Genomic DNA, 12,586 nt, shown 5'->3' with positions numbered 1-12,586 from the left:
CGCAGCACAATGCTCCGAAACTTCGGCTTACCCGCCCACTGAAGCTCGCATTGCTGCCGCGCTCACTGTGCATCCCGCACTCGCTCGCCCTGAACCTCGGAGCGATAGTCACGCCCCGAGTATCGCGAACCACCGAGTCGTTCATTCAATGCCCATAGCCGCCACCGCCCGTGGAGCGGTTTAGCACAAACGTTTTTTTGATTACCGATCTCGGATTGGCCTCGCTTAGCCTGTTCAGGCGTCTGCGGCCGCGATCGCTAACCAAAAAAACCTCTGCATTATGGCCTCGAGGCCATAATCACGAGAACGGTTCCATCGAGAGCCCTCATGGCCACCTCAAGAGCGCAGTGCGTGATGCATTGCTTCTGCGCGGCAGTCACGACTTCAACGATCTCGGTTCCTATCGCCGCTTCATCGACGAGATCGTCGGTCGAATCAACGCGCGTAATGGCAAACGCATCGAGGCCGAGCGCACACTGCTTCAGCCGCTTCCGGTCCAGCGTACGTGCGACTACGAGGAAACGCGCGTGTACGTCACGACCACCTGCGGCTTCGTCCTGCGCAAGGTGTTTTATACCGTCCCGTCACGGCTGATCGGCCATCACCTGCGCGTACGGCTGTATGACGACCGGCTGGAACTGTACCTGGGCGGCACGGCCCTGATGACACTGCAGCGCGGCCGCGCGGGTCCCAATGGCAAGCACGGCCACGTCATCAACTACCGGCACGTCATCCACGCGCTGCGCCGCAAGCCCATGGCGCTCCTCAACCTGGTCTACCGCGATCAGGTCTTTCCGCGCGAGGCCTATCGCCTGAGCTTCGATCGCCTGCTCGAACAGCTCCCGGAGCGCCAGGCATGCAGGACTATGGTTGAACTGCTCAGCCTGGCCCACGAGCACAACTGCGAAGCCCAACTGGCCAAGGCGCTGCAGCAGTGCCTGGACGATGGACAGTTACCCGATCTCGACGCACTGTGTTCGCGCTTCGAAGCGAAGCCGACGAGCAGCATGCCGGAGGTGAACATCCAGCTCGCCGCGCTGAGCGACTACGAAGCCCTGCTTGACATGGCAACGGAGGTGGCAGCATGAGTCTCGACATCGACGCCACCCGCCTGTCGCTGCTGCTCAACGACTTGCGGCTGCCCGCCATCAAGCAGATCTGGTCCAGCTTTGCCGAACGATCCGACGCGGAAGGCTGGCCGGCAGCACGCCTGCTGATGGCGCTGGCTGACCACGAGATCGCCGAGCGCGATCGACGCCGAGTCGAACGTCACCTCAAGGAGGCAAAGCTGCTGCCGGGCAAGACGCTGGAGAACTTCGATTTCGACGCGGTGCCGATGGTGTCCCGCGCGCACATCTCGGCGCTTTGCGCTGGCGACGGCTGGTTGCGTAACGGCACCAACCTGATTCTTCTGGGGCCGAGCGGAGGAGGCAAATCGCACTTGTCGTCGGCCATTGGACTGAGCCTGCTGGAGAAGGGCTGGAAGGTTCTGTTCGCGCGTACCACCGACCTCGTGCAGCGGTTGCAGGTCGCGCGCCGCGAGCTCGCACTGGAGTCCGCCATCAACCGGCTGGATCGATTCGATTTAGTCATCCTGGACGATTTCGCATATGTCAGCAAGGATCAGGCGGAGACGTCGGTCCTGTTCGAGCTCATCAGCGCCCGGTATGAGCACCGTTCTCTTTGCATAACGGCCAACCAGCCGTTCGGTGAATGGGACAAGGTCTTCCCTGATCGGGCCATGACGGTGGCCGCCGTCGACCGGCTGGTCCATCACTCGACGATCTTCGAGCTGAACGTCGAAAGCTACCGTCGCCGTACCGCCATGGAGCGCAAGCAGCAGGGTCCGGGGCGCCCGGCCAGTCGCGCGACACCAAAGAATGTCGGCGTGCCGCCGAACCAGGAGGATCAGCTATGACGGGACAGGGCGTGCTCAAAGCCATCGTCACGCGTAACGGCATCGACCTCACCGACTGACGCGCTGTTCTCATCCAGATTGACGCGCGGCTGGCAGGCCAAGCTCGCCGGCGTCAATCAATACCGGCGTCATTACCCACGCCACTCCATTCTTATCCTGATTGTCGCGCGGCCAGACTACCCGCAACGTCACGCCTTACACAGTAATCCTCAACGACTGAAGTCATCATCTTGATTGTCGCGCGACACCCGCTCGCCAGAGTCAATCAAAACCGCGCGTCAATCAGTAAACGCTTGCCAGCGTCAATCAACATCGGCATCATCATTCCTGCCGCGACATTCTCAAGCTGATTGTCGCGCGTCTCCGCATTGACTCAGGTTTTTTGTTACCAGGCGAGGGTCGTTGCCTCATGTAACTTGCTACCCGTCAGAATGCAGGCGGGAGCGACTTATGACAAGGCGGCTCAGCATGACAACACGACAGGAATTGACTGAAGCAGTCGGCGAGCGGTATCGCCGTTCTGACCGGAATGAGAAACGCCAGATACTGGACGAATTCGTTGAGTTGACGAGTTACCATCGGAAGCACGCGATCCGTGTGTTGTGCCGGGAGTTGCGGCCGCCAAAGGTAAAGACCGGCCCACAGAGGCGCTATGACGATGAGGTGCGCGCCGCGCTGATCACCCTTTGGGAGGCCGCTGACCGGATCTGCGGCAAGCGGCTGAAAGCGCTGATCCCGACCCTAATCGCGTCGATGACAAGGCATGGCCACCTGTCACTATCGAAGGACGTACACCAGCGACTCAAGCAGATCAGCGCCGCCACCATTGACCGACTGCTGCATGACGTGCGCGAGCAGGCTTTCGGTGGCCAACACCGACGCGCCAGCGGAGTCGGCAGTGCTATCCGCCGTGCCGTGCCGATCCGGACCTTCTCGGACTGGAACGATCCGCTGCCCGGTTATTTCGAGATCGATTTCGTGCAGCATTGTGGTGGCGGCAAGGTCGCCAGCGAGCTCGTGCACACGCTTGTGATGACGGATATCGCGACCGGATGGACCGAATGCCTGGCCATGCCGTTTCGCAGCGGCGCATTCGTTCTGGAGCATATCGAGCAAGTCCGCCGTGCGTTGCCGTTTCCGCTGCGCGGTCTGGATTGCGACAACGATAGCGCCTTCATGAACGAGACGGTGTTCGACTTCTGCAAAGCGACGGGTATCGAGCTTACGCGGTCGCGTGCATACAAGAAGAACGACCAGGCGTGGGTCGAGCAGAAGAATGGCGCTATCGTTCGCCGCCTGGTCGGCTACGGAAGGCTGCAAGGTCTGGGGGCCACGGAAATCCTTGCCTCCCTTTACCAGGTTTCGCGGCTCTACATCAACTTCTTCCAGCCGTCGTTCAAGCTGAAATCCAAGACACGTCACGGCGCGAAGGTGACGAAGCACTATGAATCACCCTTGACGCCGCTCGAGCGCGTCCTGCGATCGGCCTCAGTGCCGGAGGCAACCAAACGCAAACTCCGAACTCGATTCAGGGCGCTCGACCCGCTGGATCTGTTGTCCCGGATGCGTGAAGCACAGCAGCACGTTGCGACCTGCAGTGAATGCGGCACCCCACCGGCCGAGACAGAGACACCTGACCGCGTTGCCCTGGCGGAATTCCTGGTCAGCCTCGGAACAGCGTGGCAGGACGGCGAGGTGAGACCAACCCACCAGCGAAAGGCCGGCGTGCCCCACACGTGGCGCAGCCGGCAAGATCCATTCGAGCACACGTGGCCGACGATCCAGCAATGGCTCGAATCCGAGCCCGGCATTACAGCAAGGAAACTTCACGAGCGCCTCGTCGCGCTGGCACCCGCGATGTATTCCAGCGCCCAGCTACGCACTCTGCAGCGCCGTGTGAAAGCATGGAGATCGAACCGTGCACGAGAACTGGTCACCCGGATACTGGGCGACGTCGATGCGATGAAGGCTGGAGCCGCTACGCAGCGCCAGCCTTCATCGCAAAACAATCGGAAAACGACAATTAGGCTGGAGTAACATCTTCCCGTGAGGCAACGGGTCTCTCATCCAGATTGTCGCGCCACAGGCCGAATCGCCCACGATGTTAAATCCAGCGTTGCGCCGATATGCAAGGTAGTCTTCGATGCGCTCGGTCCAAGGTCGGGGAGCATTCATGGCCGATGCTCCGGCCATGGTTGCGCTACCTTGCGCAGACGATCAAGATCGACCCGGGTGTAAAGCGTCGTCGTATTGAGATGCCTATGCCCCAGAACGTCAGCAACTTCTTTTAATGATGCCCCACCTTGAACTAGTCCATTGCGTCATTGAATTGGCACCCCATCTGTGCTCAGATATCGGTCATGGGAAAAATGAATCTGACGGATACCGAACGCGAACAACTTCTGTCTGCTGCGCGCAGCCGGACGGTACGCGCAGCGGACGTGCGACGCGCAAAGTTGATCCTGATGCTCGAGGACGGCGAATCGCGCGACAGCATCATGCGCATACTTTGCTGTGACTCGCGCTTCATCTCGCGCTGGTCGGGGCGCTTCCTCAGCGAGCGGTTGGCCGGCATGTACGCCCGGCATCCCGGGCGCGCGCCCACGCAGCCGCCGGCCAGACTGGAAGCGCGGGTGCTCAACCGTACCCTCAAGCACAAACCCGCCGACGGCTCGACACACTGGAGCAGCTACAAGCTCGCGGCAGAACTCGGCGACGTGTCGGTCTCGACAGTGCAGCGTATCTGGCGCAAGCACGGCATCAAGCCGCAGCAGCTGGAGCGGCACATGGTCTCCAACGACCCGGACTTCGAGGCCAAGGCGGCGGACGTGATTGGGCTGTACCTGAATCCGCCGGCGCACGCAGCGGTGTTCTGCGTTGACGAAAAAACCGCGATCCAGGCACTCGATCGCAAGGACCGGATGCTGCCGCTGTCGCGCGGGCGCGCCGAGAGTCATGGCTTCGAGTACAAGCGCAATGGCACGCTCAGCCTGTTCGCGGCGTTTAACACCGCCACCGGCGAAGTGTTGGGCAAGACGGCCGCGCGCCACACCAGCGAACAGTTCGTGGCCTTCCTGACCGATGTTGTCGCCAGCCAGCCAAAACGCAGGAAAATCCATGTGATCTGCGACAACGTCAGTAGCCACAAGACGCAGCGGGTCGCCGACTTCCTCGACGCGCATCGCAACGTGCGCCTGCACTTCACGCCGACCTACTCGTCGTGGCTGAACCAGGTGGAGAACTGGTTCTCGCGCATCCAGCGCGATGTGATCGCTCGCGGCATCTTCACTTCGGTGAAGGATCTGGATCGCAAACTGATGCGCTATATCAGCGAGCACAACAAAAGCCCGAAGCCGATCAAGTGGAAGTATGACGATCCATCGCGCCGGGTTCGACCGGTGCCAATTCAATGACGCAGTGGACTAGGCGTGTTGCTGCGGTGCGTCGCAACGCGTGGACGCCACGAAATCGTTCGTCGAGCCCAGCACGTACAAAGGCACTTCTGATAAGGTCATTGATGGCAACTGCGCTGATGGGCTTGTCGTACGGCGCGATTTGCCGGACAAAGACGGCACGACTACTTGTATCGGGCCGTCCGTACCTTAAATAGCGGATAAGTGCTTTGGCCGTTTGTACCGGCAGCGGTAGCTTGCGTTCTCGTCCGCCCTTGGTATGAGTTAGCGTCACCGTGCCATTCTGCCAATCGAATGAACCCAACTGCAGACGTACGACTTCCATGCGACGTAGCGCCAGATCGGCCAGGCACCGTGAAATTGCGAAATCGCGCATGCCAATCGGGCTGGTCAAATCGAACGCTGCGAAAAAGAGGTCCAACTCCCTGTTCGTCATTGCAATCGGCAGACGTGCCGGCATCGGTGGCGCCATCTTCGGGATCGCAGCCAGGAGCGCGCGAGTGTCATCCCCGTGCAGGCCTCGAAAGCGCAGATAACTTGCGAGATCAACACAGTAGGTAAGACGTGTCGCGTGACTCCGCCCTTTGAAATAGCGCGCGGTGAAGTTCTCAATATCTGTTGAAGTTAGCTGATCGGCGGTCACAGCCTCCTGACCGAAGACGGAGTCGAGAAAGTTGCGAATATGCCAAAGACGGTTACAACAAGTGGTCTGCGCGTAACCGCAACTATCGACCAGGTAGTGCCTGAACAGCTCCAGTTCGATATCGACCGGCGTATGCAATTGAGCGCGACCAGCGTTGCTCAACCCTTCGTCCTTTAGAACGGACAGGAGATGGCGGAGAGCTGCGCGTACCGTGTTGACATGGCGCATGCACGGTCGCGGACATCGGCAATGCGGCAAATGAACATCGACAAACTCCATCACGAGAGCATCATCAATGTCGTCAAGGGTCAACCGCTTGTCCAGCCGACGGGCGAAGTGGCGCAAGGAGGCCAGATAGCGTTGGATCGTATCCGACGCATATCGTCGGGCACGCAGGTAATCCACGTACCTGGAAACGATGGTGTCTATGGGGCTCCCGACAGCTGTGCTGCAGCGCGCTGAGTGCGCCGCCAATTTGCTTGCAGACATGATGTCCTCCTCGAACACGATGTAAGCCTCGATATGAGAACACGGAAATTAGGTGAGCTTCAACAATTACCGCATTGCGCCTTTTACAGTTGAATGCGCATGTGGGGAGAGCCCGTCGCGTCGACAGCGAACCTAATTTATATGCATGCCTAACAAACCTTAGGTCAATCTTTACCTAAGGTTCGAAGTGTTTGAGTATCGACAGGTTCTGGCGCGCATGCGTCAGGGCGATTCCGACCGCGACATTGCCAGCGCACGCCTGATGGGGCGTGGGAAGCTGAAGACCGTCAGGCAGGTCGCGCTCGCTCGGGGCTGGCTCGATCCCGGTCGGCCCTTGCCGGACGACGCCGAACTGGCAGCGATCTTCGGACGTAATCCGAAGCTGCCGCGTAGCTGCGTCTCCACGATTGAACCGTTTCGCGATCTGGTGCGTGGCTGGTTTAACGCCGACGCGCAGGGCACGACGATCTTCAACGCGCTTCAGCGCAACCACGGCTATACGGGCAGCTATTCGGCAGTGCGGCGCTTCCTGCTGCACCTGAAGGCCGAGCGCGGCGCGAGAGCGACGACGATCCTGGAGTTCGCACCAGCCGAGGCCGCACAGGTCGACTTCGGTGCCGGTCCGGTGCTCATGCATGAGTCCGGGGCTCCGCTCAAGACATGGTTCTTCGTCATGACCCTGTGCTGGTCGCGGCACCAGTATGCAGAGCTCGTGCTGGATCAAACGGTCGAGACATGGCTGGCCTGCCACCGGCGCGCCTTCGAATGGTTCGGTGGCCGCGTCGAACGCGTGATCATCGACAACGCCAAGTGCGCGATCACAAAGGCGTGCATGTACGACCCCGAGGTACAGCGCTCCTACGCCGCGCTGGCCGAGGGGTATGGCTTCCGGATCGACGCCTGCCCCCCACACGATCCTGCGAAGAAGGGCGTCGTTGAGGCCGGAGTCAAATACATCAAACGATCCTTCGTGCCGCTGCGCGAATTCCGCGATCTCGCCGACGCCAACCGTCAATTGCGCGACTGGGTGATGCAGCAGGCCGGCACGCGCGAGCACGGCACGACGCGCGAGCAGCCGCTTGCACGTTTCGCCATCGAGAAGCCGCTGCTCGCCAGACTGCCCGATGTGCCGCCAGTGCTGGCCGTATGGTGCGAGGTCAAGGTGCATACCAACGGGCACGTCGTCTACAGGAAGGCGCTGTATTCGGTGCCGTTCACGCTCGTCGGCAAGCAGCTGTGGCTGAAGGCGACCGACACGGTCGTGCAGGTGTTCCACCGCCATGAGCTCGTCGCGACGCATCCGCGCCTGCGCAAGCCCGGCGATCGCCACACGGTACGTGACCACCAGCCGCCTGAAGCGCAAGCGTGGCTCGAACACGATCCCCAGTGGTGCCTGGCGCGGGCAAAGGATATCGGACCAGCCTGCCACGCGCTCGTTCTCGCGATGTTCAACGACAAGGTGCTCATCAACCTGCGCGGCGCGCAGGGCGTCGTGAGGCTTCGCGAGAAGGTCGGCGATCAACGGCTGGAGTGCGTATTTCGGCGAAGCTGAACACGGATTTCGGTTGAAGTCGAACAGGGTTTCCGGAGGAAGGTGAACAGCCGTTTCGCTTGAAGTCGAACGGTTCCGGGGAATTCCGGAATCGGTGTTCGGCGCTCCGAAACGCGTGTTCATCTTCCCGAAATCGGTGTTCAGCCCGCCGAAACGGCTGTTCACTCCGCCGAAATACGTGTTCGGTGGACCGAAACGAAAGGCGCGCTTTCGGTTGGCGGTACTGCGGATGGCTCAATCGGCCGGCGGTTAAGGTGGCTCCTTTTGGGAGAACCCGACGATGCCGGCTCACCGGACGACCATGCGCAAAATAAAAGATGTGCTTCGCCTGAAATGGACCTGTAATCTGTCTCACCGGCAGGTGAGCGGCGCGCTTGGCGTCGGGCTCGGTACCATTACCCAATATTTGCAGCTTGCCGCTTCGGCCGGCCTGGACTGGGCGAAGATCGAGCCGCTGTCCGAGGCAGAGCTGGAGCAGTTGCTCGTCAATGGCGCCGTTCCGACGACGGCCGCAGGCAAGCGCATGGAGCCAGACTGCGCCTGGATCCATCGGGAATTGCGCCGCAAAGGCGTGACGTTGCAGTTGCTGTGGGAAGAGTACGTCGCCGCGAATCCTGGCCAGCGGACCTTGCGCTACACGCAGTTCTGTCAGCGATACAAGGACTGGGCCCGGACGTTGAAGCGGTCGATGCCCCAGCAACATTACGCCGGCGAGAAGTTGTTCGCCGACTACGCCGGGCAAACGGTGCCGATTCTCGATCGCACCGGCGGCATTGCGTTCAAGGCGCACATCTTCGTCGCCGTGCTCGGCGCATCGAATTACACGTATGCGTGCGCCACGCGCTCGGAAGCGACACCCGACTGGATCGGCGGCCTCATTGACGCGATGGAGTTCTATGGCGGCGTGCCAAGGTTGCTTGTGCCCGACAACCCGAAGGCACTGATCTCGAACGCCGACCGCTACGAACCCACGCTCGGCCTGACCACGCAGGACTTCGTGAGCCATTACGGTACCGCGATGCTGCCCGCGCGCCCGCGCAAGCCGAAGGATAAGGCGAAGGTCGAGGTCGGCGTACAGATCGTCGAACGATGGATTCTCGCCCGCCTCCGGAATTACCGGTTCTACAGTCTGGTCGAACTGAATAAGGCGATCGCCGGGCTGATCAACGATCTGAATACTCGGCCGTTCAAGAAGCTCGATGGCACTCGACGCGAGTGGTTCGAGCGGCTCGACAAACCGGCGCTGCGCCCGCTGCCGACGCGTCGCTACGAAATCGCCACCTTCCAGAAGTGCCGCGTCAACATTGACGCGCACATCGAGGTCGACGGTCACTACTACAGCGCACCGCACAGTCTTGTGCGTCAGGAAGTGCACGCGCGCGTAACGCGTTACGGTGTGGAAGTCCTGCACGGCGGCAAGCGCGTCGCCGCCCACGCTCGCAGTCGGCTCAAGGGGAAGTACACCACCGTAGCCGAGCATATGCCTGCGGCTTACCGCGCCCACATGGAATGGACCCCGAGCCGGTTGCTGAACTGGGGCGCATCAATCGGCGTCAGCGCCGAGGCGATCGTCAGGCATTTGCTGACGAACCGTCCGCATCCGGAAATGGGATACCGCGCGTGCCTGGGTCTGCTGTCGCTCTCGCGCAAGTACGGCAAGGAGCGACTGGAAGCGGCGTGCCAGCGAGCACTCGTGATTGGCGCGCCGACCCAGCGGTCCGTGCGAACCATCCTGCAAACTGGCTCCGACAAGCAGCCGCTGCCACAAAGCGGGGCCATCGAATGGCAGTCGCCCCTGCACGAGAATGTGCGAGGGCCCAAGTATTACCACTGACCTCAGGAGGTCACGATGTTGATGCAGCAAACCCTCTCCCAGCTCAAGGCCCTCAAGCTGGACGGCATGGCTCGCGCGTTCGAGGAACAGGCGGCGCTGACTGCCAGCACGAGCCTGTCGTTCGATGAACGCTTCGGCATGGTCGTGGATCGTGAAATCGCCTGGCGCGATACGCGGCGGCTTGAGCGATTGCTCAAGTCTGCGAAGCTCAAGAATCCCCAGGCCTGCGTTGAGGACATCGAGTACCGGCAGAGCCGAGGCCTCGACAAGAGTGTCGTCGCCACGCTCGCCAGCTGTGACTGGATCCGCAATGCACAGAACCTCATCCTGACGGGGCCAACCGAGCACGCGACATAATGCTCACCTCGCCACGTTATTGAAGTTCAAGGGGAATTTGCTGCGGATCCTCTGGTAGCGGACCCGCGCTACGGGTTGGGACCAATGCGCAGACCTCGGGACGGTGTACATCGACGGCCTTGATGATCCAAGGTGCTCCCTTGCAGGCCTGTTTGGCCGCTAGTGTGCCGGCGCTAATCATGCGCAGTACTGTCATCTTGCTCGTGCCGAGAGCTTCAGCAGCTTGCTCCAGCGTCAGTTCGCCGCGCGTTTCGCGCTCGCCGCTTCGGTAGACCGCAATGTGGTGGTCGCTTCGGAACGAGCGTACCCGCATCTCTGTCCAGGTATGCCCCTTGCCAGTCCGATGGCCGAGACGGTTCAGCAGCGAGGCGATGTAAGCGTCATTTAGCTGGCGTGCGAGTTGCGTGATCAGAGTCTTGACCTCGATATCGGTGGCCCAGCGGTGCTGTCCGTTGCGGTTCTTCATCACGCTCAATTCGGTATGGTCGCCGCCCTGCCAATGAATGACAAGTTCAATATGCGTCTCGACCACGCGTGCCACAATCTCCTTGAGAACGCAGCGCAAGATGCGCTTGCGCACTTCGTTGCTTGCCGAAGGATGAGACCACACACGCGGCAAGTCCGTGCCCAGCGCCATCAGTTCTTCACGCTGCCGTGGCGTCAGACTCGAGTCAGCGTGGCTCTGTAATGCCTCGATCCCCGCCTCGCGCCGGGCGACCTCGGCGAGCCGCTCGTTCCAGCGCCGCTCGAGCTCGGCGGCTACCAGTCGATTGCCCGGGTCAACGGCATCGAACTGTCGCTGCGCACGCGCTGCCTCGAAGCGGCTTTGCTCCAACGCGAGTTCGAGCTGTCGCCGCTTTATGTGGCCGTCGTCGGCCCGTTGTTCAATAGCGCGAACCGCTGCCTGTACCCCGAGCGGACGTAGCAGGCTCAGTACTTCACGGGAGACCGACTCGTCCACGCGTAGAGCGCCGAATGAGATGCAACCATGTTCCATTCCGTGGTTAATCGCGGCGCCCCTGCAGTGGTAGCGGGCCGTGTTCCCGTTGCGGCCGCTATAGGCAACGTGCAGCTTGCGCCCGCAGTGCGCGCATCGCAGCAACCCTGCCAGCAAGGCCTCGCCGCGACGCAGCGCGCCGCGGGCCATATTGCCGCGCATGTTGGTGTTGTCGGCGATCACGCGTTGGTTGTGCTCGTAGGTATGCCAGTCAATATAGCCTTCGTGGTGGTCCTGTATCAAGACCTGCCAATGGTCCTGAGGACGACGATGGCCGCGCACGATGCACTTGCGGCCGGCTTCGATCCGCACTCGCGTTTCGGTGCGACCGAACGCGTAAGCACCGGCATAGACGGGATTAGTGAGGATCTTGAGCACCGTGTTATAGACCGGCAGCCGCCAGACCACGCGGCGCCGTCCCTCTTCGTAGACGACCGCGGGCAGTTCCATGTGCTCTTGCCGAAACCACAGCAGCGTCTGGCGCACGCTCCCAGCCTGGGCCAATCGGCTGAACACTGTCGTGATCGCCTCGCGGATACGCAGATCGGGGTCGGGCTCGATCCGGTCTCCCTCGCTGCGCACGTAGCCGATGGCAACCGTCGTGTGAAGATCACCTCGCGCAGCCTTGAGCTTGATGGCTTCGACGGACCGTTGGCGCAGAAAGGATAACTCCATCTCCGACATCGTGCCCTTCATGCCCAGCAGCAGCCGATCGTTGACGCAGCGCGGATCGTAGACGCCGTCCTCGTCCACGATGACGCTATTCACTAGTGCGCAAAATTCCAGCAGCGTGTGCCAGTCACGACCATTGCGCGCCAAACGCGACGCTTCGATGGAGACCACTGCGCCCACGTGTCCGCCGCAGATCGCTGCCAGCAGTCGCTCGAAACCCGGCCGTGCGACGCCTCCGGCGGACACGCCGAGATCGTCGTCGATAACCACGACCTCTGTCCAACCGAGTCCGCGCGCCCGATCCGCCAGAGCGTATTGCCGTCGGCGACTCTCGGGGTTGTTGCGCAATTGGTCGGCGGTGGACTGTCGTACGTATACGTAGGCGCCGCGCGCCAAATGATCAGGGCTGATCTTACTCATCATCATCCTCCGGTCGTTCCGAAACGTCTGCCTGGCTTGCCACTTGCCACAGGAGCTGGCTCAGCAGTTCGACGAGTTCGTCGTGATGCTGTTGCAGGTTCGCCAGTGGCATCGACGCGGCTACGGCGTCGAACAGGTCGGTCTGCACGAGCGGGTGCGCTCGTGGCGGGGTTGGCTTCATCGACGCCTCCGTGTGATAGGGCTGTCGTCGATGAAGATAAGGCAGAGTCGAGTTCGCGGCGCAATGCCAGCAAACAACGCAATGGCAACCGCGGTGGCAAGTGCGTGGGA

7 protein-coding genes and 3 pseudogenes are annotated in these 12,586 nt (G+C 61.3%); 7 read left to right on the top strand and 3 right to left on the bottom strand.

All coding sequences use genetic code 11. The annotated features are described in order from the left end of the window. Positions 1-287: 287 nt before the first annotated feature. The 4 genes and pseudogenes from M3A49_RS35465 to M3A49_RS35450 all read left to right on the top strand — a co-directional run. A pseudogene (locus tag M3A49_RS35465) lies at positions 288-1,088 on the top strand (Mu transposase domain-containing protein); the annotation flags it as partial. Further along, entirely contained in the window at positions 1,085-1,918 is an 834-nt protein-coding gene (istB, locus tag M3A49_RS35460) for an IS21-like element helper ATPase IstB (protein ID WP_266233041.1), read from the top strand. The pseudogene M3A49_RS35465 and the gene istB, both read left to right, overlap by 4 nt. Before the next feature lie 468 nt (positions 1,919-2,386). Beyond that, the gene (locus M3A49_RS35455) at positions 2,387-3,955 is read left to right on the top strand and encodes an integrase catalytic domain-containing protein (protein WP_266233040.1); all 1,569 of its coding nucleotides are present in this window, start codon (positions 2,387-2,389) and stop codon (positions 3,953-3,955) included. Positions 3,956-4,278: 323 nt separating this feature from the next. After that, positions 4,279-5,331, top strand: a complete 1,053-nt coding sequence (locus M3A49_RS35450) for an IS630 family transposase (protein WP_266233039.1) — start codon at positions 4,279-4,281, stop codon at positions 5,329-5,331. Here the strand turns inward: M3A49_RS35450 and M3A49_RS35445 are convergent. Next, positions 5,276-6,463: a tyrosine-type recombinase/integrase gene (locus M3A49_RS35445; protein WP_266233038.1), complete on the bottom strand. Its 1,188-nt coding sequence runs from the start codon at positions 6,461-6,463 to the stop codon at positions 5,276-5,278. The genes M3A49_RS35450 and M3A49_RS35445 overlap by 56 nt on opposite strands. Positions 6,464-6,650: 187 nt before the next feature. Here M3A49_RS35445 and istA (M3A49_RS35440) point away from each other — a divergent pair. The 3 genes and pseudogenes from istA (M3A49_RS35440) to M3A49_RS35430 form a co-directional block, all read left to right on the top strand. Further along, positions 6,651-8,012: pseudogene (gene istA / locus M3A49_RS35440) on the top strand (IS21 family transposase); the annotation flags it as partial. A 283-nt stretch (positions 8,013-8,295) separates the two neighbouring features. Further along, the gene (istA, locus tag M3A49_RS35435; protein ID WP_266233037.1) at positions 8,296-9,849 is read left to right on the top strand and encodes an IS21 family transposase; all 1,554 of its coding nucleotides are present in this window, start codon (positions 8,296-8,298) and stop codon (positions 9,847-9,849) included. A 15-nt stretch (positions 9,850-9,864) separates the two neighbouring features. Next, a pseudogene (locus M3A49_RS35430) lies at positions 9,865-10,191 on the top strand (ATP-binding protein); the annotation flags it as partial. A 31-nt stretch (positions 10,192-10,222) separates the two neighbouring features. On the opposite strand, the gene M3A49_RS35425 reads toward M3A49_RS35430, so the two are convergent. Beyond that, a complete protein-coding gene (locus M3A49_RS35425; RefSeq protein WP_266233036.1) occupies positions 10,223-12,295 on the bottom strand; it encodes a recombinase family protein in 2,073 nt (690 codons plus the stop codon). After that, the gene (locus tag M3A49_RS35420; protein WP_254357242.1) at positions 12,288-12,476 is read right to left on the bottom strand and encodes a hypothetical protein; all 189 of its coding nucleotides are present in this window, start codon (positions 12,474-12,476) and stop codon (positions 12,288-12,290) included. The genes M3A49_RS35425 and M3A49_RS35420 overlap by 8 nt, the downstream gene beginning before the upstream one ends. Positions 12,477-12,586: the final 110 nt, after the last annotated feature.

The sequence above is a fragment of the Paraburkholderia sp. CNPSo 3076 genome (assembly GCF_026343935.1).
In the GTDB taxonomy this organism is placed as follows: Bacteria; Pseudomonadota; Gammaproteobacteria; order Burkholderiales; family Burkholderiaceae; genus Paraburkholderia; species Paraburkholderia nodosa.
This window is presented reverse-complemented; position numbering and strand designations above follow the sequence as displayed.